This window comes from Merdimonas faecis (genome assembly GCF_001754075.1).
Taxonomy (GTDB): Bacteria; Bacillota; Clostridia; order Lachnospirales; family Lachnospiraceae; genus Merdimonas; species Merdimonas faecis.
Genome location: NZ_MIEH01000014.1, coordinates 1 through 23641, shown reverse-complemented (window position 1 = coordinate 23641; position 23641 = coordinate 1). Strand labels below are relative to the sequence as shown.

The 23641-nt window shown below is 48.0% G+C and carries 23 protein-coding genes; 7 read left to right on the top strand and 16 right to left on the bottom strand.

Annotated features, from left to right (window positions below; all coding sequences use genetic code 11):
* Window positions 1-15: 15 nt before the first annotated feature.
* Genes BKD12_RS05925 through BKD12_RS05915 form a run of 3 tightly spaced genes read right to left on the bottom strand, consistent with a single transcriptional unit; the run spans window position 16 to window position 2262 of the window.
* Window positions 16-843 (bottom strand): undecaprenyl-diphosphate phosphatase, encoded by an 828-nt coding sequence (locus tag BKD12_RS05925; RefSeq protein ID WP_070088399.1) that lies wholly within the window; start codon window positions 841-843, stop codon window positions 16-18.
* Window positions 844-863: 20 nt separating this feature from the next.
* Complete coding sequence (locus tag BKD12_RS05920; RefSeq protein ID WP_070088398.1) at window positions 864-1691, bottom strand: Cof-type HAD-IIB family hydrolase; 828 nt, start codon at window positions 1689-1691, stop codon at window positions 864-866.
* Complete coding sequence (locus BKD12_RS05915; protein WP_070088397.1) at window positions 1681-2262, bottom strand: hypothetical protein; 582 nt, start codon at window positions 2260-2262, stop codon at window positions 1681-1683. Before BKD12_RS05915 ends, BKD12_RS05920 begins: the two co-directional genes overlap by 11 nt.
* Window positions 2263-2408: 146 nt before the next feature.
* Between BKD12_RS05915 and BKD12_RS05910 the strand changes: the two genes are divergently transcribed.
* A complete protein-coding gene (locus BKD12_RS05910) occupies window positions 2409-3758 on the top strand; it encodes an MATE family efflux transporter (RefSeq protein ID WP_070088396.1) in 1350 nt (449 codons plus the stop codon).
* A 76-nt stretch (window positions 3759-3834) separates the two neighbouring features.
* Here the strand turns inward: BKD12_RS05910 and BKD12_RS05905 are convergent, their stop codons facing one another.
* The 4 genes from BKD12_RS05905 to BKD12_RS05890 form a co-directional block, all read right to left on the bottom strand.
* Complete coding sequence (locus BKD12_RS05905; RefSeq protein ID WP_070088395.1) at window positions 3835-5505, bottom strand: acyl-CoA dehydratase activase; 1671 nt, start codon at window positions 5503-5505, stop codon at window positions 3835-3837.
* The gene (locus tag BKD12_RS05900; RefSeq protein WP_070088394.1) at window positions 5502-6782 is read right to left on the bottom strand and encodes a 2-hydroxyacyl-CoA dehydratase subunit D; all 1281 of its coding nucleotides are present in this window, start codon (window positions 6780-6782) and stop codon (window positions 5502-5504) included. Before BKD12_RS05900 ends, BKD12_RS05905 begins: the two co-directional genes overlap by 4 nt.
* 117 nt (window positions 6783-6899) lie before the next feature.
* On the bottom strand, window positions 6900-7304 hold the full coding sequence (locus tag BKD12_RS05895) for a DUF3842 family protein (RefSeq protein WP_070088393.1): 405 nt from the start codon (window positions 7302-7304) through the stop codon (window positions 6900-6902).
* A gap of 29 nt (window positions 7305-7333) precedes the next feature.
* Entirely contained in the window at window positions 7334-7846 is a 513-nt protein-coding gene (locus BKD12_RS05890) for a ferritin (RefSeq protein ID WP_070088392.1), read from the bottom strand.
* A 241-nt stretch (window positions 7847-8087) separates the two neighbouring features.
* On the opposite strand from BKD12_RS05890, the gene BKD12_RS05885 reads away from it, so the two are divergent.
* On the top strand, window positions 8088-8582 hold the full coding sequence (locus BKD12_RS05885) for a DUF2798 domain-containing protein (protein ID WP_070088391.1): 495 nt from the start codon (window positions 8088-8090) through the stop codon (window positions 8580-8582).
* Between the two features lie 139 nt (window positions 8583-8721).
* Complete coding sequence (locus BKD12_RS05880) at window positions 8722-10473, top strand: ABC transporter ATP-binding protein (RefSeq protein ID WP_070088390.1); 1752 nt, start codon at window positions 8722-8724, stop codon at window positions 10471-10473.
* Window positions 10474-10549: 76 nt separating this feature from the next.
* Here BKD12_RS05880 and BKD12_RS05875 read toward each other — a convergent pair whose 3' ends face one another.
* Window positions 10550-11401 carry a Uma2 family endonuclease gene (locus BKD12_RS05875; protein ID WP_070088389.1) on the bottom strand — a complete coding sequence of 284 codons (852 nt, stop codon included), beginning with the start codon at window positions 11399-11401 and terminating at the stop codon, window positions 10550-10552.
* 407 nt (window positions 11402-11808) lie between these two features.
* Here BKD12_RS05875 and BKD12_RS05870 point away from each other — a divergent pair, with 407 nt between their 5' ends.
* Both BKD12_RS05870 and BKD12_RS05865 read left to right on the top strand, forming a co-directional pair.
* Window positions 11809-12813, top strand: coding sequence for a helix-turn-helix transcriptional regulator (locus BKD12_RS05870; protein ID WP_070088388.1), 1005 nt, complete (start codon window positions 11809-11811; stop codon window positions 12811-12813).
* 103 nt (window positions 12814-12916) lie between these two features.
* Window positions 12917-13342: a helix-turn-helix domain-containing protein gene (locus BKD12_RS05865; protein WP_083262871.1), complete on the top strand. Its 426-nt coding sequence runs from the start codon at window positions 12917-12919 to the stop codon at window positions 13340-13342.
* Between the two features lie 64 nt (window positions 13343-13406).
* Here the strand turns inward: BKD12_RS05865 and BKD12_RS05860 are convergent, their stop codons facing one another.
* From BKD12_RS05860 to brnQ, 5 genes are all read right to left on the bottom strand, one after another.
* Complete coding sequence (locus tag BKD12_RS05860; RefSeq protein ID WP_070088386.1) at window positions 13407-14174, bottom strand: ABC transporter permease; 768 nt, start codon at window positions 14172-14174, stop codon at window positions 13407-13409.
* Window positions 14175-14199: 25 nt separating this feature from the next.
* Window positions 14200-15300 (bottom strand): ABC transporter substrate-binding protein, encoded by a 1101-nt coding sequence (locus BKD12_RS05855; RefSeq protein WP_070088385.1) that lies wholly within the window; start codon window positions 15298-15300, stop codon window positions 14200-14202.
* 64 nt (window positions 15301-15364) lie between these two features.
* Entirely contained in the window at window positions 15365-16150 is a 786-nt protein-coding gene (locus tag BKD12_RS05850; protein WP_083262853.1) for an ABC transporter ATP-binding protein, read from the bottom strand.
* A 16-nt stretch (window positions 16151-16166) separates the two neighbouring features.
* Window positions 16167-17330 carry a MalY/PatB family protein gene (locus BKD12_RS05845; RefSeq protein WP_070088383.1) on the bottom strand — a complete coding sequence of 388 codons (1164 nt, stop codon included), beginning with the start codon at window positions 17328-17330 and terminating at the stop codon, window positions 16167-16169.
* Between the two features lie 396 nt (window positions 17331-17726).
* Window positions 17727-19094, bottom strand: a complete 1368-nt coding sequence (gene brnQ, locus BKD12_RS05840) for a branched-chain amino acid transport system II carrier protein (protein WP_070088382.1) — start codon at window positions 19092-19094, stop codon at window positions 17727-17729.
* A gap of 115 nt (window positions 19095-19209) precedes the next feature.
* Here brnQ and trxA point away from each other — a divergent pair, with 115 nt between their 5' ends.
* The gene (trxA, locus tag BKD12_RS05835) at window positions 19210-19515 is read left to right on the top strand and encodes a thioredoxin (RefSeq protein ID WP_070088381.1); all 306 of its coding nucleotides are present in this window, start codon (window positions 19210-19212) and stop codon (window positions 19513-19515) included.
* 86 nt (window positions 19516-19601) lie between these two features.
* Here trxA and BKD12_RS05830 read toward each other — a convergent pair whose 3' ends face one another.
* Genes BKD12_RS05830 through BKD12_RS05820 form a run of 3 tightly spaced genes read right to left on the bottom strand, consistent with a single transcriptional unit; the run spans window position 19602 to window position 22327 of the window.
* Window positions 19602-20261 carry a Crp/Fnr family transcriptional regulator gene (locus BKD12_RS05830; RefSeq protein ID WP_070088380.1) on the bottom strand — a complete coding sequence of 220 codons (660 nt, stop codon included), beginning with the start codon at window positions 20259-20261 and terminating at the stop codon, window positions 19602-19604.
* Between the two features lie 11 nt (window positions 20262-20272).
* Window positions 20273-21505, bottom strand: a complete 1233-nt coding sequence (locus tag BKD12_RS05825) for a DUF6070 family protein (protein ID WP_242872720.1) — start codon at window positions 21503-21505, stop codon at window positions 20273-20275.
* Window positions 21506-21562: 57 nt separating this feature from the next.
* On the bottom strand, window positions 21563-22327 hold the full coding sequence (locus BKD12_RS05820; RefSeq protein WP_070088379.1) for an EFR1 family ferrodoxin: 765 nt from the start codon (window positions 22325-22327) through the stop codon (window positions 21563-21565).
* Between the two features lie 137 nt (window positions 22328-22464).
* Between BKD12_RS05820 and BKD12_RS05815 the strand changes: the two genes are divergently transcribed.
* Window positions 22465-23622, top strand: coding sequence for an Rrf2 family transcriptional regulator (locus tag BKD12_RS05815; RefSeq protein WP_070088378.1), 1158 nt, complete (start codon window positions 22465-22467; stop codon window positions 23620-23622).
* The last annotated feature ends 19 nt before the right edge of the window (window positions 23623-23641 follow it).

The window sequence follows — 23641 nt, the reverse complement described above, 5'->3', positions numbered from 1 at the left end:
AACAAAAAGCAAGCCCTAACCTAAAGCCAGCTGAATCAATGCTACAACGATGATCAGCCCACCCAGCACGATCCGGTAATATCCAAACACTTTGAAATCATGCTGCTTGATATAACCCATCAAAAATTTGATCGCCACTACGGAGACAACAAAGGATACCACACAGCCCAAAAGCAGGTACCCAAGCTCGCCTCCCGTAAAGGAAAAGCCGAACCCGATCAGCTTCAGAAGGCTGGCGCCGAACATAACCGGAATCGCCAGAAAAAAGGTAAACTCTGCCGCCACTTCTCTGGACACCCCGATGATCAACGCTCCAACGATCGTCGCCCCTGATCTTGAGGTTCCCGGAATCAACGCCAGCATCTGGAAAAATCCAATCCACAGAAGCATCTGTATACTTAACTGTGAAATCTTTGTCACGGACGGTTTTTTCCCTGCATTCCGGTTTTCAACGATAATGAATAAGATACCGTAGACAATCAGCATGATCGCCACCGGCAGCGGTTTGTAAAACAGGCGGTCCAGCACGTCGTTAAACAGAAGTCCGATCACTGCCGCCGGAACAGATGCAATCAGCACCTTGATCCACATCTGCCATGTCAGCATCTTCTGGCGCTCCGTTTTCTTCGGCGAAAATGGATTCAGTTTATGAAAATACAAGACCACTACGGCCATAATCGCACCAAGCTGGATCACCACGTTGAACATTTCCATAAACTCATCGCTCATACCAGGGGACAAAAGATCCCCTACCAGGATCAGATGTCCGGTACTGCTGACCGGCAGCCACTCCGTGATCCCTTCTACAATCCCAAGAATAATTACTTTTAATACGTCTAACATTTGCCTCTCCCTTCTATGGTTTAAAGAACATACTTCTCGATGAACTTTGCAGCTCCCTCTTCATCATTGGATCCTGTCACATAATCTGCGGCTTCTTTTACCTCATGGACAGCGTTTGCTACCGCAACGCCGATCCCTGCCTCCCGGACCATCTGTATATCGTTGGCCGCATCGCCAAATACCAGCACCTCCGCCAGCGGGATCTCAAGCATCCTGGCCAGCAGCCGGACTGCCTTCCCTTTATTGACGCCCCCGGCATTCACCTCAATATTTCTTTCCAGAACACTGGTCACTGCAGTACCAGGAATCTGTCTGATCCTTTCAAGCGCCTCATCCCTCTCCCCGGCCTTGGCAAACAGTCCCTGCAGCTTATCCACGCCACGCTTTTCCTGCTCAAATTTTACCATTACATCGTCAACCGGTATCCGGGTAGATACTACATATTCCGCCATCGGCGGATAGGAAAGATAGGTATGGATCCTCTCCAGACATTCGCGGGGTGCATATCCGATCCCATCGTAATAGACTTCCCTCATCGCATCATACTCTCCCATAATGTTCAAGATCCTGCGGGCCGTCTCCGCCGGCAGAAGATCTTCATGCAGGATCTTCTCCTCCTTCCGGTCCACGATCCTCCCGCCGTTTGCCGAAATCACATACCGTATTCCGGGGAGTGCCAGCAGTTCCTCCGGTACACCGCACAGCGGACGGCCGGTAACAGGCAAAACAATCTTCCCCTGTCCCGCCGCATCCTTAAGCACCGAAGCCGTATAGGGAAACAGCTTTTTATCCGTAGTCAGCAAAGTCCCGTCCAGGTCCACACCGATCATCTGCACCTTAAGCTTCATAGATCACCAGTTCCCTTCTGTCTGCCAGAAAACGAAGCTTCTCCAGGCTGATCTGGTCTTCACTCTGGTCATAGGCCATTTTTGCATGATCCTCCATCTTTTTTACCACTTCCGGCTGTCCCGCAGGTGCAAAAAGAACCGTGTCTTTTGCCGGCGCAATGATGATCAGGTCATCCTTTAATTTATCCACGCACACCTGCCAGATATGCTTCAGGCAAAGGGCACTGGCTTCATGATGTCCGTCCGCCAGAACGGCAAACGCACCGTACCAGGTATTTCCGATCACAAACTCCACATCCCGCACCAGATTTTCACAGGCCTTGCGGTATACATCCTCAATATCGCACCCCGGCGGAAGCATGGAATCCTTCAGCACCTCAAACACATCTGCGTTTCTCTTTATAACAAATATAATCTTAAGTTCTCCCAGGAATACCACCACAGGCGCATCTTTCTCAGAAAAATGTTTTCCATTCAAAGCCTGGGTGTCTGTCAGTTCATTTTTGATCCAGGGATAAACCTGATCTTCGATCGTTTCCCACTTATAATGGGGCTCTTCATACTTTTCCATGCAGTATCTCCTTTTTTCTACACTTTCTCTCTCATTTTACCAAAAATCGCTTTATAAAGCAATTTCTTAATGATATGATAAATAATAGCGGGCAATTATTTTATAGAAACATTACCCGCATTGAAAATCTTTAGGAGTGATTTGGTATGAACACTGAGAGCAAAACTTCGAATCCGATCACCGATGGGGTGATCTGGAAACAACTTCTGATTTTTTTCTTTCCGATCATGGTCGGCACGCTCTTTCAGCAGCTGTACAATACTGTCGATGCCGTGATCGTGGGCCGTTTTGTGGGGAAGCAGGCCCTGGCCAGTGTCGGCGGTTCTGCCGCTGTACTTTCTAACTTTGTAATCGGATTTTTCACCGGTCTTTCATCGGGTGCCACCGTCATCATCGCGCAGTATTACGGTGCAAAAGATGAAAAAAATCTGAATAAGGGATTACATACGGCGTATGCCTTTTCTATCATCGCCAGTATTCTGATCTCTATTATTGGATGGTTTGCAACGCCGGGACTTCTTCGTCTTCTGAAGACACCGGCAGATACGATCCCGGATTCTATCCTGTATCTGCGGATTTACTTCCTGGGCATCATATTTACCCTGATCTACAACATGGGATCTGCGATCATGCGTGCCCTGGGCGACTCCAAACGTCCGCTCTATTATCTGATCGTATGCTGTTTTTTGAATATTGTACTGGACCTCTTTACGGTCGTAGTCCTTAATATGGGGATCGCCGGCGCCGCTATCGCTACCGTAATTTCTCAGGCAGTCAGCGCGGCACTTGTCACCCGGTCTCTCATGAAGTCCTATGACCTTTTAAAACTGCGCCTTCGGGCCATACGTATCCACCCCGATCTTCTGCGGGCAGAATTCCGCATTGGTCTTCCCGGAGGACTGCAGTCCTGTGCATACAGTATTTCCAACATCATCATCCAGGCAGCTATCAACAACTTCGGCACGGACACTGCCGCCGCCTGGGCCGCTTTTGGAAAAATGGACGCCATTTTCTGGACCATCAGCGGATCCTTCGGCATCACTATTGCCACCTTTGCCGGTCAGAACTTCGGAGCCCGCAGGTTTGACCGCATCCAGAAAAGTGTCCGGGTATGCCTTGCCATGGCCCTGGGTCTTTCCTGTGTCCTGCTGGTCTTTCTGTTTGTCTGCTGCCGGCCGCTGTACTACGCTTTCACCACGGATCCGTCCGTCATCGACATCGGCGTATATATGTTAAGACTTATCACGCCCAGCTATATTATTTACATATTTGTAGAAATCTTCTCTGGCGCTCTCCGGGGAATCGGAGACGTCCTGATCCCCACGACCATTACCATGGGCGGTGTGCTTCTCATCCGGCTTTCCTGGATCCTCTTTGTCACACCGATGACCGGAGAGTTATCCACACTTTTGTACAGTTATCCCCTTGCCTGGGGCGCAACGGCGCTGTTTTTGCTTCCCTATTACTTCCGGCGGAAGAAAAAGCTGCTGGCATAACCGGCATAATAAAAAGCAATGGGGAACGGCGGCCGCCGTTCCCCTGACTATTTATAGCCGTATTTAAATCTCACTTCTATTTTCCCTGCATCTGCTCCAATGCATACAATGCCGCACCCGTGGCACCCACGATTTCCGGCTCCTGGCAAATGTAGAGATCCGCACCGAGTTTGCGTTCCACAGCCCGCACCACACCGGGGTTCTTGGCCACTCCTCCGGTCATCATAAAGTCTGGCTCCATTCCCGCCCTGCGAAGAAGCCCGTATGCCTTATTCGCAATGGCATTGCAGACACCATTTGCAATATCATTTTTTTCCTTGTTGTTTGCGATCAGAGAGATGACCTCCGACTCAGCAAAAACAGAACACATGCTGGTGATCTCGATATTCTCCGTGGAAGTAAGCGCCAGTGCTCCCATCTCGTCCAGACTGATCTCCAGCGTTCTTGCGATCATTTCCAGAAACCTTCCTGTCCCCGCTGCACATTTGTCATTCATGACGAAGTCTTTCACTTCTCCGTTTTCACTTAACCGGATTGCCTTGCTGTCCTGTCCGCCGATATCCAGGATCGTCCGGATCTTCGGATTGAAATAATGAGCCCCCTTGCCATGACAGCTGATCTCCGTCACATTTTCATCCGCAAAAGGGATGCTGACACGGCCATATCCGGTAGATACGATCCAGGCGATATCCTCCCTGGAAAGTCCCGCCTTCTCTAGCACCTCTTCCAAAACCTTGTCTGCACTCTCTCCTGATTTGGCGCCTGTGCGCACCACAGAAAATGCCGTGATATTTCTGTCCTGATCCATGATTACCGCATTGGTGGATGTGGATCCGCTGTCGATTCCAAGTACATACATACCGTTCTTTCCCTCCATCTTCTTTACCGGCTTTATCGCATCTTTTCCAAGCGACTCCAGAAACGCCTCGATCCGCGTCAGGATCTGTCCGTAGCTCTGTTTCGTATAATCTGTCTCCAAAAGCAGCATCGGACGCTTGAGCCAGCTTTTCAGCCAGGCATATTCATAAGCATAATTATCGCAGAACTGTACCGTGTGGTAGATGACGCCGTCCACGCTGTCTGCATACCGACGGATCAGCTCGTCTCTTCCCGCCGCCTGCTCCATACGCATACACGGGAACTGTCCAAGGAGACCTCTGGCATATTCTCTTAAGGGCTCTTTCTCATCGTAGAAAAGCTTTCTCCCAAGCCCGGTACAGGTCAGGTCAAATGCCACATTCGCATTTCTTTTTTCCAGGATCTCGCAGATGCTGTCGTTGGCTCTTGCCCCCAGGATCCCGATATTGACTGTATGATCTTTCATTCCGGCCTGCTGGCTCTCTTCTTTATCCCTGATATAGTCTAAAAATACTTTCTCATCAAAACATTTCCCGGAAAACTCTTCATACGCCCGGATCATTGCCCGTATCCGGGATTCATAGAGTCCGACACCCACTTCTTTGAGAAGTCTTGGCGTATCCAGCATATAAATAAATTTATCCGGAAACTCTTCCTTCAGTACATCATACAGCCTTCGGATGCTGTCGCAGCATGTGGTCAGGATGACCCCTTCATAATCCTTTTCCATGACCTCTTCCAGCACCCCTTTGGCAAAGCTGCAGATATTGGGATGCATCTTGATCTCCGCCTGGTTAAAATTGGTCACCTCAGGCTCGATCCTCTCCATCTTGACGCCCATGGATTCAAATACCTCAATAGGCGCATATTTGCAGATATATCCTATCATAATGTCTCCTCTTCCTTTTCTGTGTCTAACATTTCTAAGAATGCCTCCAGCCTGGTCTTGATCTGTCCATCGTGGCTGTTCCTTTTATCAATGCCGTCTCCGTCCAGGATGAGCATAGGGATTCCCTTCTTCTGCATCTCTTCTTTCAGAAGCACACTTCCTCCCGAAGACTGTTTACAGCCCCAATGGCAGAACTGGATCACTGCATCCGGCTTAAGGGTATCCGCAAGCTGCCCTACCATCTGAGCCTTATGGAAGTAGGAGCCATTGTACATGTTCCGGATGATCTTTTTTGCCAGCGAATGGAACGGCTTTTCCGGATCCAGTTCTTCCACGGAATCAAGAATGATGTCACTGGCAATGATCTGATAATCCTGGCTTCCATTAAAGCACTGATTCAGGCTCTCCTGATAAAACGGAAGAAGATGCACCCACAGGATTTTCTTTCCCTCGAACTTCGGATATGTCTTGATCTCTTCGTTCATATACCTGATCAGATCCAGAAACTCCTGCGTTCCGATCAGCAGATGCATCCCCATCATCATGTAAAGATGACTGATCAGTTCTCCCGGATAATAATATTCACTCTGCAGCTGGAAGAAACGCATCAGTTCCTTCCTGGTCTCATTCTCGATCCGCAGTGCCTCCTTCAGCTTGTCTTCCTCAAACCGTCTGCCAAACCGCCGCTCCAGTTCAGCTGTAAATTCCTCAAGCTGCCCGGCCAGATATTCCACAGAGGCCTCGTCATCACCATAGGGCACATCCAGGAAGGTAAATGGCACGCCTCTTTTTTTCTCCAGATAGCGAAACGTATTCAAATTCCCGTCACAGGAAAGAGAGGTGGTAACCGCATACTGAGGTACCGGCACCGCGTCACTGTCAATGGCGCCCACGAACGTCTTATGATAGGAGCACAGTGTCGGGGCAATCCCCGTATTCTGCGCATAGTCAATGAAATAATCCTCCAGATGATATCCGCTCAGGTAACAGGCCAGGCACTCGATGGACAGTGTTCTAAGCCCAAAACACTGGGTGATCTCGCAGGGCGAAAAAATATTTCCCCACACATAACTCTCCGAATGACTCAGTGCATCTGCCACGAAAGACATCATCATCGCCTCCAGCTTCTGATATCCCTTTGCCAGCCCTTTCTTTGGCAGAATCTTTGTTCTAAGCTTATTGGCCTGGAACCCCAGAAGTATTTTCCCCCAGCTCTTCTTCGGATCCTCAATCGTCTGTTCTTTTACGTAATCAATGTATTTGTCTACGACCCACATTCTGTATCCTCCATTTAAAAAAATCCAAAAGGAAGTGATCAGCTTTCTTCTTTCGAAAAGCGATCCCTTCCTTAGTAATTTTTCCTATATAAAATCTATATAAAATATGGTCTGCTGCTAAACCCATCCGGCCAGCAGCTCTACTGCTTCCTGAACCATCTTTGCCATTGGCATGTCCCGGACTCCAGCTATTATATTATCACACTGTCCCACCGGCAACAAGATTCTTTTTGCTTCGCTTTGTCCTGCTGCTGCCGCCATGACCGGCGTGATCTCTCCCAGCATGGCATCTGCGATCACAATTCCGATCGGTCCCATGATCACATCTGCTCTCCTCGATGCCACCAGCACGGCATTTTCTCCCGTAGCCGCCTGATCCGCCCCGGCACGGAGCATGGCACCGGTAGCTGTGCTGTTTGCCCCCACAGCCAGGACTTCTATTTCGGGGAAGCGCTCCTTGACCGCCACCACCAGCTGGCGTCCCAGGCCACCTCCCTGCCCGTCTATGATCAGCACCTTCATCTATTCATCCCTGCCTCTTCTGGTATGTTTTATAATGTAAGAGACGGAGCCGCGTAAACACGTCCGCCCAGCTCCTGATCCAGCATATAGAGACTCTTTGCGTCCCCGCCGAACAGTTCCATCTTTTTGATCAGGTCACTGGCATTAGTCTCTTCCTCGCCCTGCTCCTTTACAAACCAGTCTAAAAACTGCATAGTACGGAAATCCTTTACCTCATAAGCCGCCTCATAGATCGCATGGATGAGTCCGGTCACATACTGCTCATGCTCATACCCCGCCTTCAGCGGATCCATCTTGTCATTCAGCGCCGCATCCGGTTTGTCGATCGCATCAAAGGTTACCGGCACATCATTATTCTGCATATACTGAATGAACAGCATTGCGTGATCCCGCTCCTCCTGAGCCTGGATCTGGTACCAGTTTGCAAAGCCGTCCAGGCCCTGCTCTTTATAGAAATTCGCAAAACTCAGATAGAGATATGCGGAATAAAATTCCTTGTTTACCTGCGTATTTAATAACTCAGAAACTTTTTCATTTAACATTGCCAAGCATCTCCTTTTTACTTTTTAACTAGTATAACACCGTCTCACCATAAATTCAAAAAAATTCATCCAACAGAAAAATTTCTTTTGACTTTTTCATTTCTTTTATGTTAGACTACTTTTTGATTTTTGAAGACAGTTCAAAAGAAACCAACAACGTGCAGTATCAGAAGCGTAAGTCCAGTTGTCTGATACAGGCGCGTTTTTTTGTTGCAATTTTTCATTTTCAGGAGGGAAAACAATGCCACAGACAAAATTTCAAGATATCGTTTTTACGATCCTTATGGTACTTATCTTTGTATACGTTATGACTTTCTATAACGCCGGTCTGGAGAGAGATATCACCCTTTCCACCTTTGGCTATGCCCTGACCCATATGTGGCCCGAGGGCATCGGCGCTTTCATCGCCCAGCGTTATATCGCTTCCCCCGTTGTGAAGCGCCTGGTTTCCCGGCTCTTCACTCAAGGAGAGTATAAACCTATCTTCATCATCCTCGCCACTGCCGGATTTACTGTCTCCATGATGGCGCCTATGATGACTCTGTACGTTTCCATTTATCACATGGGACTTACTCCAGGGCTTCTGGACCACTGGCTTACCAAACTGATACAGAATTTCCCGTTTGCACTCTGCGCCCAGATCTTTTATGTGGGACCGCTGGTACGGCTGATTTTCCGTACCTTATTCAGAAAACAACTGGCCATGCAGAAGCACACTTCCGCATTAGTCGCATAAACACGCTGAATGATATATTTTCATCCTTTTTACAGTTGACCTCTCCCCGGTATCCGGTGTTATAATATGATGCCAGGGGATATTCCCCTGCATATGCGAATATCTTTTGAAATAGTTCTGTCATGAGAGGAAGCTGTATATGAGTACATTAAAAAAATTTATTCAATATTATAAACCTTATAAAGGCGTCTTTTTCCTGGATCTTCTGTGCGCCACCTTTATCAGTGTTGTGGATCTTCTATACCCCCAGTTTCTAAGAAGCGCCATAAACGGGCTGTTTACCCGGGGCACAGAGGCCATCCTGTCCGCACTCCTTCCCATTGCCATTGGCCTTTTCATCATGTATGTTCTCCAGAGCCTCTGCAAATACTACATCAGCTACCAGGGACATATGATGGGCGCCCATATGGAACGGGATATGCGGGCAAAGCTTTTCGACCACTACGAGACCCTTTCTTTTTCCTACTATGCCCAGAATAATTCCGGACAGATGATGAGCAAGCTGGTCTCTGATCTTTTCGACATAGCAGAGTTCGCCCATCACGGACCGGAAAACCTGTTTATTTCCCTGATCAAGATCGTAGGATCCTTTATTTTCCTGTTCATGATCAACTGGCAGCTGGCAATCCCGCTGTCCGTTCTGGTTCTCTGTATGCTGGTATTTTCCATCAGCCAGAATAAACGGATGCAGGCCACCTTCCTGGATAACCGCCGTAAAATCGGGGACGTCAACGCTAGTCTCCAGGATACTCTGGCCGGGATCCGCGTTGTACAGTCCTTTGCGAATGAAGATATTGAGCGGGAGAAATTTGCCAGGAGCAACCATGGCTTCCTGCTTTCCAAGGACGCCAACTACAAATGCATGGGTGACTTTACCGGAGGAAACCTGTTCTTCCAGGGTATGATGTATCTGGTAACTTTTGTCTACGGCGGCTATCTGATCGCCCACGGACGAATGGATGTGGTAGACCTGTCCATGTACGCGCTCTATATCGGCATCTTTATCAGTCCGATCCAGATCCTGGTAGAGCTGATGGAAATGATGCAAAAGGGTATGTCCGGATTCCGCCGTTACCTGGACGTGATGGAGACCGAAACAGATATCAAAGACGCTCCTGACGCACAGTCGCTCACCGATATCCAGGGAAATGTTTCCTACAAAAACGTATCTTTCCACTATCCGGATGACGATGCACCGGTCCTGGAAAATGTATCCTTTGAGATCCCCGCAGGGCGTTCGATCGCTCTGGTAGGGCCGTCTGGCTCTGGAAAATCTACCATTTGCAATCTGCTTCCCCGGTTCTATGATGTAACCGGCGGCCAGGTACTGATTGATGGGAAAGATGTCCGGGGACTGACACTTTCCTCTCTTCGAAATCAGATCGGTATCGTCCAGCAGGATGTCTACCTGTTCTGCGGAACCATCAAGGAAAATATAGGCTACGGCAAACCAGGCGCTTCTATGGACGAGATCATCGACGCTGCAAAGAAGGCTAATATCCATGACTTCATCGAAAGTCTGCCTGACGGCTATGACACCTATGTGGGAGAACGGGGGACAAGGCTTTCCGGCGGCCAGAAACAGCGGATCTCTATTGCCAGAGTCTTCTTAAAGAATCCGCCGATCCTGATCCTGGATGAAGCCACCAGCGCTCTGGACAATGAGAGCGAACGCTGGATCCAGAAAAGCCTGGATACCCTGTCTCATAACCGTACTACCATCACCATCGCCCATCGGCTCTCCACGATACAGAACGCCGATGAGATCCTTGTGGTGGCAGACAACGGCATCGCTGAGCGGGGCACCCACGAAGAGCTGTTAAAGCTTGGAGGAATCTATGCACATTACTATCATATGCCTTCGGCTGAAACACCGGCCAGACAACAATAGCATTGGAACTCACAAGGCGGAGGACCTCCCTGGTCTTCCGCCTCTTTATTTCTCTTTCGTATCACCGTTTTTCTTTTTATTCTTCCTTCCACAGCCGCTCCAGGATCCCTGGGAAATCCACCTCCAGACTGCCGTCATAAATTCTGACAGGCACCCGGTCCCGGAAGGAATACATGGTGATCTCCGGCGCATCCTCGCCCTCAAACCAGTAGCAGATGACCTTTTCCCTCTTCCGGTCCACAATCCAATATTCCCGGACTCCGGCATTCATATATTTCTGCATCTTGACCCCGTAATCCCTTTTCCTGCTGGAATCCGACACGATCTCGATACAAAAATCCGGCGCTCCATAGATCCCTTTTCTTGTGATTCTTTCATTCCGGCAGATCAGTGCGATATCCGGCTGTACCATGGTCCGGTTGTCACAGTCAAGCTGTACGTCCAGAGGCGACGGAAGGACCCGGCAGGGACCCTTATTTTTATGAATGTACAGTTTTATCTCAAACAAAAGCTCCGTAACAAGCTCCTGGTGCGTAAAGGTGGGTGTCTCCAGAAATATCAGCTCCCCATCGATCAGCTCTGCCCGCACATCCTCCGGCAGCTTCCGGTAATCCTCCACCGTATACTCGCCCTGTCTTTTTGTAAGATACGGAGTCACCGCTTCCCGGACTACGTCCGGAGGATTTCCATAAGCCGTGTCCCAGGATCCCCCCGGCACATTCCGGCTTTCCTCTGCACTTCCTGTCTCTGATCCTCCTGCTCCATACAGAACTCTTTCAAGTGCCTGCCAGGTCGCATAACGGGGCGACCTGGTCTCTCCGCTTAAGATCTTATTGATCGTTCCCACCGGTACCCCTGACAGCTGGGAAAGCTGCTCTGTAGTCATGCCTAATTCTTTTTTTCTCTCACTTAATTTTTCGTACAGCATCCAGATCCCCTCTCTTTTTCCTTTTTCTTATCATATCCCCTCTGTATATATTTGTCAACCGTTTTCGGATTAAATTACCCGTTTTATCCATTTTTGAGCATTTATATTTTTTATTCGCTGATGTAATCCAGATAATCTGCTTCACTTGCAAATAAAATATATGTTCCATCCACACATCCCATATAACCATTGCTTACAAAATAGCCCTTCATCATTGAAACCTTCTTTCTTTTTTATTCTGGCAGAAGACCTGCCGTGCTTACTTTTTGTTTCTATGGTTATAGTTTACCGTTCATGGTGTCCAAAAAACTCCCCTTCCACTCTTCCTTTCTAAATTTTTTTCTGATATGATTAAAAAAACACAGGAAATTCTCCATGGATAAACTTAAAAGAAGGCAGGTGCTTAAATGGCAAAAGGAAAAAATCAGAAACTAAAGCTTTTGTATCTGTTAAAGATCCTGATGGAGGAGACAGACGAGTCACACGGTCTGACCCGGCAGGAACTCTTAGATCGGCTGGCTTCCCACGGTGTAAATGCTGACCGCAAAACTTTATATACAGATTTCGAAGAACTCCGCACCTTCGGCATCGACGTCCTGTCCGAACGTCATGGGAATGACTGGTTCTACTATATCGGCAGCCGGGAGTTTGAGCTGGCGGAATTAAAACTGCTCGTGGATACCGTCCAGTCTGCCAAATTCATTACAGAACGAAAATCCCAGGCCCTGATCAACAAACTGGAGAGCCTGGTCAGCAGACACGAGGCCGGGCAGCTGCACCGCCAGGTGCTGATCTCCGGACGGATCAAGACTATGAATGAAAGCGTCTATTATAATGTGGACAAGATCCATGCTGCCATTAGCAGCGACTCCCGGATCCAGTTTCAGTATTTTCAATGGAATGTCTGGAAAGAAATGGTGCTGCGCCACGACGGAGCCAGCTATCATGTCAGCCCCTGGGCGCTGGTATGGGATAATGAAAATTACTATATGGTCGGTTACGACTCTGCTTCGCAAAAGCTCCGTCATTACCGTGTTGACAAGATGTTGAATATCTCCCCGGACGGGCAGAAACGGGAAGGACAGGAACAGATGAAACATTTTGACATTTCCCGCTACTCTAGGCAGCTGTTCGGCATGTTCGGAGGGGAGGAGACGAACGTCTCCCTGGAGGCCAAAAACTACATGGCCGGAATCCTCATCGACCGTTTCGGCAAGGATATTCCTATGTTCCCAAAATCGGACGGATCCTTTACCGCCCATGTCAATGTAGCTGTCAGCCCCCAGTTTCTCGGCTGGATCATAAGCCTTGGCAGCGATATCCGTATCACCGGGCCGGAATCTGTCGTACAAATGATGCAGGAGGAAGCAAAAAGACTACTGAAACAATATGAAAAGGGTTCAAATAGCTAGAAACCTTGCTGTCAAGAGTTCCTTGCTTTACTTTTCCTTCTTCTTCTCCGATAATGAAGGCAAGAACCTAAAACATCTTAGCGCTACGGAAGGGATGACGTATATGAATATCGGAAATGCCATCACAGAAATACGGAAGACTCAAGGCCTTACCCAAGAAGAATTTGGAGCACTGTTTCATGTCACCAGGCAGACCGTATCAAACTGGGAGAATGAGAAGAATTATCCAGACTTACAGATCTTAGTCAATATCAGCGATCAATTTAACGTTTCTCTGGATCAGCTTCTCAAGAGTGACCAGCAAATGATCCTACAAATCGACAAAGAACGTTCTCTGGGGAAACTCCGGCGCGAAAAGAAAATCATTGATTTCCTAAACGGTGCCGGAACCGGCCTTATCCTTGGCTGCCTATACTCGCCGGATACCTGGCGAAAGGCTCTGACAATCACCATTGCCATCATCATGATCATTACCGGAAACTGTCTAAAAACCAAATATGATGAAAAAATGGAGAAATATCTGCAGTAAACATAAAAACACCGCCGTCTCGCAGGACTTTCTAGGTCCCGCGAAACGGCGGTATTCTTCTTTTTTATTTTTCGTCTATCGTCCACTTCAGCATATGTTTTTTCAACATTTCAAATATCTGCATCACAATAACCAGCACAATGACCATAAACACGAATCCGACCCAGGTATTTGCAAAGATGCCTAATTCTGCATATTTTTTTACAAAATATCCCATGCCTTCTCCTGCCCCGTACATTTCTGCGAATACCAGCATTACAAACGAGCTTCGCAGGGAATTGACAAACCCAGCCATGATGGAAGGGCTTGCCGCTGGCAGAATAACCTTGGTCATCCGCTTGAAACCAGTCAGTTCCAAGGTTGCCGCTTTATCCAAATAACGCTTGTCAATGGTCATAATACCTGTAATGGTGGCAAATAAGGTTGCCCACACAATATTATAAACAATCAGGAACACCGATGCCGAAAACAGGCTCGGCGCCATCAGAAGTACAAAGGGTGACAGCAGGATAGATGGTATCACACTGAACGCATAGATAACCGGATGCAAAACCTCCCGAACCCTTTTATTCATCCCCATGATTGTCCCGAGTACCAGTGCAATGATCAGTGAAACGATAATTGATGGTATCAGCAGTTTAAAGGATGCGGCCATATTTCCGAGCATCATGCCGCGGCTTGACACAAATGCTTCTTCGATCGCCTCTGTGGACGGAAACAGGTATGGATTAACCCATCCATTTTCCGTCGCTGTAACATACAGCAGCACAAGGCCCAAAAATATGCAGAACGTGATCCAATATTTCTTTATAAATTTTATTACCTTGTTCATGCATCCCTCTCCTTAACCACATCTATTACTTGTCGTTCTCTTCAAAGAAGGTCTTCATTTCTTCGTAGAATTCAGGATCCTCGTCACCATATTTCTCGGTTGCTTCTGTCAGAGCCTCCTCATACAGTTCCGTATTGATGTGATCATCGATATTGATATCTTTTGCTTTCTCATCCAGGAATCCGGTCTTGTCCAGAATATCCCATGCACGTTTTACGGAATTCTTCAGCGGATCTACACTTACAAAATAGTGCTCATCATCCAGCATATAAGCTGCAACGTATTCTTCAGTTGCCTCGATATCCTTTGCCAGAAGTGTTACAGCCTCTTCCTTGTTATTCTCATAGTAGGACTGTGCACGAAGCAGAGCACGGATAATCGCTTTTACGGTATTCGGATTTTCATTAACCCAGTCTGTCTGTGCTTCCATACGGCAGCAAGAGTAGTTTTCCATAATCTCGCTCTGATAACTTACGATATCGATCTCACCATTTGCAGCCATCTCCTGTACTGCCAGGTTCTGACCGGTTCCCATCAGCGCATAAGCCACATCACCGCGCACAACTGCTGCCAGAGCATCATTATAGTCAGAATATACTTCCCAGTCCACTACGCTAAGCGGATCCTCATATCCCAGATCCATAACTGCACCCGTGAATGCAAAATAGCTTGGATTTACTGCAACTTTCTTTCCAATAAAAGATTCGATGCCGTTCCACTCAGCTCCTGCCTTTGCCACTACCGGCATACATCCTTCCACCATATGTCCGCCGAAAATTGTCAGATCAACTCCGGATGCAATCTGCTGAAGCGGATTACTGGTTCCGGCATTTGATACCACGTCTACCTTCCCTGTCGCCAGCAACGTCATCGCATCTGCGTTTGCATTTGCCTCCACATACTCAATAGAAATCCCTTCATCTTCCAGATACCCCTTGTCTTCTGCAATCGTCAGAAGAACATTTCCACTGGTACCACAGTTCCATTTCACAACTTCCTGCTCCGGAGCGCCGTCTTCTGTCTTAGTTCCTTCTCCCTCTGCGCTTTCTTCTGAGGAACCGCCGCAGGCTGCCAGACTAAATGTCATCGCTGCTGCCAGCAGCACCGCAAAAATTCTCTTTTTCATAATTTTTTCCTTTCTCTTTTAGAATTTGTTTTCTATGTAGAATGGGAGTCTCCCGATTGCTACCTTACTCAATATGTTTTGCCACATCACGGTTGATCTGCCGGATCAGTTCTGTACGCATCTTCAGCATTTCCAGATTCTCAAACTGATTTTCTCTGGTTGGACGCCTATCTTCCGGGATCACACACTCATAGATAATGTTACTCGGCGACTGTCCCAGCACCAGGATTCTATTTGCCAAAAGCATAGCCTCATCTACATCGTGAGTTACAAAAAACACAGTTTTTTTCGGATTATCCTGGGCCCAAAGTTTCAGAATCAGATCCTGAAGTCTTGCACGGGTAACCGCATCCAGTGCTCCAAATGGCTCGTCCATTAAGAGGATTGGCGGATTCATACTGAACGCCTGCGCAATGGCACATCTTTGCTTCATTCCTCCGGACAGTTCCTTAGGAAGCATTTTGTAGACCGTTTCCTTAAGCCCAACTTCTTTTAACATATTCAACGCAATATCTTTAAGCTCCTGCTTGGATCTTTCTGGAAAACGCTGTTTCAACGCAAGCATGATGTTCTCTCCCGCTGTCATCCATGGGAAAAGTCCGTAGTCCTGAAACACTACTCCACGCTCCAGGCTGGCCCCTTCAATCTTTTGTTCTCCGATCCGGATCTCGCCTTCCGTTGGTTTTTCCAGTCCCGCCAGCAGCCGCAGCAATGTACTTTTTCCACACCCCGACTGCCCCAGGATACAGATAAACTCACCGGCCTTCACTTCTGTATTGATATCCTTTAAAATTAATCTGCCTCCTTCTTCATAGGAAAACGACAGATTACTGATTGTAATATACTTCACCTTTGTACATATCCCTCTATTTTTTCAACACATCAATGATCCTTTGTGCTGCTGTCTCAATATTCTCCCTGCTGGTTGCCAGATTTACCCGAATAAATCGTTCACTTTCTCCACTGCCAAACCATGCACCATAGTCTACGCCCAAACCACACTTATCACAGATTACCGTTTCCATTTCCTCCGGACGGATATATTCCCCCAGATCGATCCACATCAGATAGGTCCCTTCCAGCTTAGAAATCCACACTTTAGGGAGCTCTTTCTCAAGAGTTTCCCTCAAATAATGATAGTTGCCTTCGATGATCTCCAGCACCTCTTCCAGCCATTCTCTTCCATTCTCATAGGCGCTCTGCACTGCAATGTATCCAAATGCATTCCCGCCTTTAATCCGAAGGCGGTTCAGATATTCATCATATTTTTCCCGAAGTGTTTCATCTGGGATTATCAGGATCGAATTCTGACAAGCCGCCAGGTTAAATGTCTTCGTTGCCGCAGTCAGTGTGATCAGGATCTCATCATAATCTCCTGTAGAGGCCGCCACAACATGACGGTGTCCTGTCATGATCATATCCTGATGGATTTCATCTGCAATTACATATACCCGATGCTTTTTACAGATATCCAGAACTTTCCGGATCTCTTCCTCTTTCCAGACTCTTCCTACAGGATTGTGTGGCGAACAGAACACGAAAAGCTTTACATCATTCTCCACAATTTTCTGTTCAAAGTCCTCGTAATCCATCACATATCCCTGTTCGATACGCCTCAGGGGGCTTTCTACAATCTTTCTTCGATTATTGACCAGCGCATCCCTAAACGGATAATACACCGGCGGCATGATAAGTACACTCTCCTGCTCCTTGGTCAAGATCTGTATGATCCAGTTAATTGCCGGAACTACTCCTGGCGAAAAACGAATCCATTCCCTTTTCGCCTCATAATTATGATAAGACTTCTCCCATCTGATGAATGCTTCTTCATATCCAACTGAGGGTTCATAATAACCAAACACCCCAAACTCCACATACCTTTTCAACGCTTCTTTTACACATGCCGGAGCTTCAAAATCCATATCTGCAATCCATAGAGGCAGTATGTTTTCCTTCCCGAATTTTTCTTTACATTCATCCCATTTCCTGGAATTTGTATTTTTCCGGTCCTTATATACCACATGACTCATAATAACTTTTTACACCTCTTATTGCCTGTCAAAACTTGTCGAAAAGCGCTTCTTTAAGTCTATAAAGAAAGTCCCTTTTTGTCCAATTGATATTTCTCATAAAATTCATCATCTATAGTCATTTTCTATAGACCGACACTGTAGCACTGTGCTTTTCTCCAGTCTCTGCTTGACGTTCGACAACTATGGCGTTATAATTAACATTCACTAAATCACATATGAAATTATAAATTGTTGGATTATAAAACAGAATTGCATATAGTATGCATAGAAATATAGATATTTTCCGAATACGTTTTTGTACTTACAAAATTAATTTTTGACCGACAAGGTCACTCTGGTCACCCCAGAGCAGGGTACGGTTAGCGCCGTACCCTTTTTATTTACCAAATCAAACTATCCCGCCGCTTTCCTCTGTTTTTTACGTCTGATCAACAGCCCGATCACCAGTCCGATTCCAGCCGGCAGCACCCATCCAAGTCCCTGTCCCGCCAGCGGGATCCACGTCTCCGCCAGCTCTGTCACTCCACTGATATGGAGAAATTCTTTCGTCCCTTCCGGCAGTGTCCGCAGGAAATCCACCATAGCCGCCACGCCGGTAAAGCCAAGTGTCCATCTAAGCACCGTCCCGTCATTGTCAAACCATTTCCCGCACAGTGTCAGAAGCACCAGTACGATTGCCAGCGGGTACAAAAACATCAGTACCGGCACCGCATAAGCAATGATCGCATCCAGTCCCAGGTTGGCCGTCAGAAAAGAGAGTGTAGCAAAGCCCACCGCCCAGGTCCGGTATCCCGGTCCGCCCGGAAACATTGCGCAAAAGGTCTCACTGCAGCTGGTCGTCAGTCCAATAGCTGTTTTCAGACAGGCCACCGTCACCAGTACAGCCAGGATCAGCATCCCGGCGCCGCCAAAATAATAATCTGCGATCTGCGCCAGCGCCTCTCCGCCGTTTGGAGCCGTCTCAAGCTGCCCTCTGCTCTGGGCTCCCACAAGCGTCACCAGCAAGTAGATCACCGCCATAAGTAGCGAACTGAAAATCCCAGCCTTAACGGTACCCCTGGCGATCTGTCCCGGCTCTTTTACCCCAAGCCCACGGATCACGTCGATCACCACGATTCCAAAGGCCAGTCCCGCCAGTGCATCCATGGTATTATATCCCTCCAGGAGTCCGGTGAAAAAGGCTCCTGATTCATAGGCGCTTTCCGGGACCATATCGCCCGGCGTCCCCATAGGCGCACTCAACGCCCGGAGCACCAGGATTCCCAGCATCACCAGGAACACGGGATTCAATACTTTTCCGATCCAGGTCATGATCTCTCCCGGTCTCAGAGAAAAGAATAGAACCACCGCAAAAAACAGAAATGAAAATGCAGCCTGCCAGAGCATATATCCGCTTCCTGACACGGCATTTGCCGGCAGGATCCTCTCAATCCCCACGGTAAAAGAAACGGAAGCACATCGGGGCGTCGCAAAAAACGGACCGATTGTCAGATACAGAGCACAGGTAAAGAAAATGCCAAATTTCTTTCCCACTCTGCCGGCAAGTCCCTGCAGGCCATTTTCCCGGCTGATGCCAAGAGCTGCCACGCTAAGGAGCGGCAGCCCTACTCCTGTCACCAGGAATCCTGCCGCCGCCTGCCACATATTTCTTCCTGCCATCTGCCCCATAGATACCGGAAAAATCAGATTCCCCGCCCCGAAAAACATACCAAAAAGCATACTGGCCACGAAAATTGTTTCTCTAAACGTCAACTTTTTCATATCACAAATTTCCCCATTTTCTTTTTATTATAGTGACTTAGTCACAGAAACTCAATCCGAAACCTGGTATTCTTAACACAACAAACACAGAGAACATAAAAAGGAGGACAAAAATATGTCAGCTATCAATATTAATAAAGATAATTTCAGTCAGGAAGTTTTAAATTCCGAAAAGCCAGTATTAGTAGATTTCTGGGCCAGCTGGTGCGGCCCCTGCCAGAAGGTACTTCCGCTGGTAGACGAGATTGCCAGAGAGCGGGGCGACATCAAAGTCTGCAAGGTCAATGTAGATGAGCAAAAGGATCTGGCAATTAAGTTCCGGGTTTTAAGCATCCCCACACTTGCGGTATTCAAAAACGGAGAACTGGTCAGCCGTTCTACCGGCGCAAAACCGAAGGAAGAAATTCTGGAAATGATTTAGTAGCAAATAGAAAACCCCCCCCCAATCTCTTAAACTTAAAGAAGCACAGTCCCCCCTCCAGAGACTGTGCTTCTCTTTTACGTTATCTAAGACCCTGCCACTTCTTCCAGTCCCGCAGCATCCGTAATCTCTACCATTCCTCTCGACAGCTTCACCATTCCCTCGCTCTGGAAGTAGCGAAGCATCCTTGTGACCACCTCTCTTGCTGTCCCCAGGTGGTTGCCGATCACTTCATGGGTAATTTTTAAAAGACTGGTTCCCTCCACCGACACTTCTTCCAGCAAAAATTCGGCCAGACGCTTGTCAAAGCTTTTCCACATAATCTGCTCGATCAGCCACATCACATTCGTAAACCGATCCGCCATTAACTCATTGGTATAATTTGCCAGTACCGCCGATTCTTCGTTCAGCTGCTTCCATACCTTGGTCGGGATTACCCACACCCTGGTATCCTTCTCCGCTTCAATGGTTACCTCAAACTGAATTCCCGACATCATACAGGATGCGGAAAACAGGCACACATCCCTCTCAAACAGACGATACAGCGTAATCTCCCTGCCTTCCTCCGACAGAATATAGGCCCGGAGCATCCCGGACTGTACGACCAGAAGTCCGGTACAGTCCGCCGCACCGTCATGGAGCACGGTTCCTTTTTCCACACTTTTTTCAGTTACCGCCTCCTGTATCCTTTTCTGCTGTTCCTTTGACAGCTTCCGGATCACCGGAAAGTATTCTTCAAATTTCATTATCCAACCTCTCAATATTCCATTCTTGGCTTATATCCCGGAATCTCTATAGCATGCTCCCGATCTACCTGATTTCCCAGATAGATCCAGCCTCCGTTCCCCTCTTTCATGGTCACCTCATGGCTGAAAGAGCAGTCCAGCCCCTCTACCACCAAGATGGCATCCACTTTTAATGTCCATGTGCCGTCTCCGTTTTCCCGACATTCTACCACCTCCGGAAACGGCTGAACCTGCGGCACCCGGTTCCAGGACCGTACCGGCTCCCAGGGATAAACGCCAAGCTCCGCATCATATCCTGCGGTCTGTTCCAACTCCTCCGTGGATATCTCAAAATAAGTCTGGATCACATCCTCAAACTCTGCCTTGGGAATTCCCCCCTGGTACGCAGCCTCATCCAATTCCGCTCCATACTTCATGGCATACAGAAATTCATACAGGTCATTAAACTCTATGCTGTCCATATTTTCTTCATTCCAGTCCGCCAAAAACAGATTGTTGCAAAAATAGCTGACGGGCAGGATATAGGCATTGCCAAGCTCCCTGCATTTTTCAGGAAGCGGCAGGATACGGCAGAAGCTGTGCATGTCCATCTCCTGATTTTTCGACAGCGCCTTCTCCCAGATCAGCCACCCTTTTTCTGTATATTCCCAGTCATATACCTGGAATTTTTCCAGCTGCCGGATCTCAATGCCCATATCTTCCTGAAAGACTGCATTTCCATAGGTCACGGCCAATTTCCCATCTTCAGCTTCCAGGCCGTAATACTGAAAAGCGCCGCTGACTGTGAGTTTATAAAACTCTGCCTTTCCGGACCTTCCCTGCGTCGCTTTCTGAAGCGCTTCGTCCACAGACTCATAGTTACGCATATTGTAATCATAGCTCGCACAGGTTACGGCATCTCCATCTGCCGCGGCAGCCTCCACCATCTCATGCACCACATCCTCCGCAAGCGAAACGTCATCAGCGCCGCCTTTTTCTGCTCCGGCATAGATTTCCCGGCAATCCTCCATCAGTCCGGTAAGCTTCTCCTGGGCTCCGGCCTTTTCCTCCTTGCTCATATCCAGATAAACAACCTCGTATTTTTTCTCTGGATCTTCTGCCTCTGCTGCCTTTTCTGTTTTTTCATCTGACGTGCCGGTATCAGACTCCTCGCCCGCCCCGGAACACCCGGACAGACACAGCAGACAGAAGGTCAAAAGTCCTGCAAGCCATTTCTTTTTTCTCTTTTTAAAAAGCATATTCATGATATGATTGTTCCTTTTTTATTTTCCGTTTAACCTTATCATGAACGAACCCTTTTTTCAACCTAGGAACAATTCATTTGCACCGCGGACCGCCCGGAACGCTCCAAGCTTTTCATCCATCATCTCCTGCATCGGCGGCGGCAGGATACGGGCATGTTCCGGACAGGCCGCCTTACACGCCATACACAAAATACAGCTTTCCTTTTCGGTCATCACCTGCCCGTCTTCAATCCTGATCGCATCCGTCGGACAGGCCATGGCACATCTGCCGCACTTCGTACAGGAAGGAGCGGACATCGGCGTTGCCGGGATCTCCATCTCATCCTTATAAGGTCTGTTTCCTGGGATTTCCACGGCACCATGGGAACCCTTCTCCAGTTTTTCTCTCACTTTTCTTCCAAACTCCAGGATCTCCTTCTGGTCTTCCTCATCCGGCCTTCCGGCGCCAACCTCCGGCACCATAGAATGCTGCGCCACAAGCGCTGCCGCTGCCGTTACCTCAAAGCCACATTCCTCCAGGATGTCCTTAAGCTCCAGCAGCGCATCCTCGTAAGCCCGGTTTCCATACACCGCTACCGCGACTGCCTTCTTTCCCTTTCCGTTCAAAGTCCGCAGCTTTTCTGCTGCCACACCCGGAATCCTGCCGCCAAAAACCGGCATCGCCGCAACTACCAGATCCCCTTCAGGCTCCCTTGGAGCTTCTTCCTTTTTCCCCAGGTCTACCGCTTCTACATCCCAGGAAATCCCCTCGCACAGCAGCATGCCCGCTTTCTTTGTGCCCCCGGTGGGACTAAAATAGTATAATTCGGTCAACTCTCTCATTATAAATTCTCCTTTTCATTATCCGTTGTATATTTATATTTTACAACATCATACTCTTTTGTGGTTGTATTGTCAATATTTACAACGCTCCAGAAATAAAGTATAATGCTTTTAATATCAGGAAAGAGGTTTTGACTATGAGGCTCAATACAAAATGCTCTGTCGCACTGCACTGTCTGGTCTTTTTATCCGAATATGAGGATCAGACCAAAATCACCAGCGAACTGCTGGCAAAAAGCACCGGCTGCAATTCTTCAGCTATCCGGAGTATCCTGAACGATCTTCAGAAAGCAGGCATCGTATCTGTCGTACGCGGGATCGGCGGCGCACACCTTAACAAAGCACCAGCGGATCTGACTTTCTGGGACGTCTATCATGCACTGGAGCCAGGTGGTCTGGAACATTTTATCGGTTTTCATCCGAACCCCTCCGACCAATGTCCGGTTGGGAGACAAATCACACCGCTCCTGGAGCAGTTTTATCAAAAGATCGGCGGTTCTGTCAGGGAGGCGATGGAACAGCTCACCTTAAGACAGCTTCTGGACGCTTACCAAGGCCAGGAAGCTGCTTCGAAAAAGTATGTCAGGGATTATCTCCCCATGTTCCGGGATTCCGACGCCCAGGGACTGATCGGCGCACGCGCCTACCTCTACTATTTTCAGGATATGTCCACCCTGCATCTCCACCAGATGGGGAAAGGAAATGATACGCTGCCGGAAACCTACGGTGCCGCCTGGATTTATACGAAATACAAAATAAAAATATGCAGGCGTGCGGATTATACAAGACCGCTCCACATGGAGACCTGGATCGAAAAGCAGGATAAACTTAGGATCTGGCAGGATCTCAAAATATCAGCAGGAAATGAAACTTACGCCCTTGGCCGTCTGGAAAGCTGTGTGTTCCATCTGAACGAACAGAAAATCGGATTGTTGTCAGACATCCATATGCCGGAAGCTATGGCCTCCGACCAAAAAATCCCGCTCGGGCCCTTTGCCCGGCTCAAACGGAATCTGTCCGAAATGGAATATGTCTATACCCACACAGTCCGGTATGCTGATCTGGACAAGAGCCATCACATGGCCAACCACCGCTATGTGACCCTGATGGAAAATGTATTCTCTCCTGACTTTTTCAATAGAAACGAGCTGAAGGAGCTGGAAATCCACTATATTTCCCAGGGATTCTATGGGGATGAGATCCGATTATACAAAAAAGAAACGGAAACCGGATATCTCATCACCGGCGCCAGAAGTGACGGCACTATCGTTTTCACGGGATGTATGATTTTCTAATCGAGTAGGAGGGAGTGAT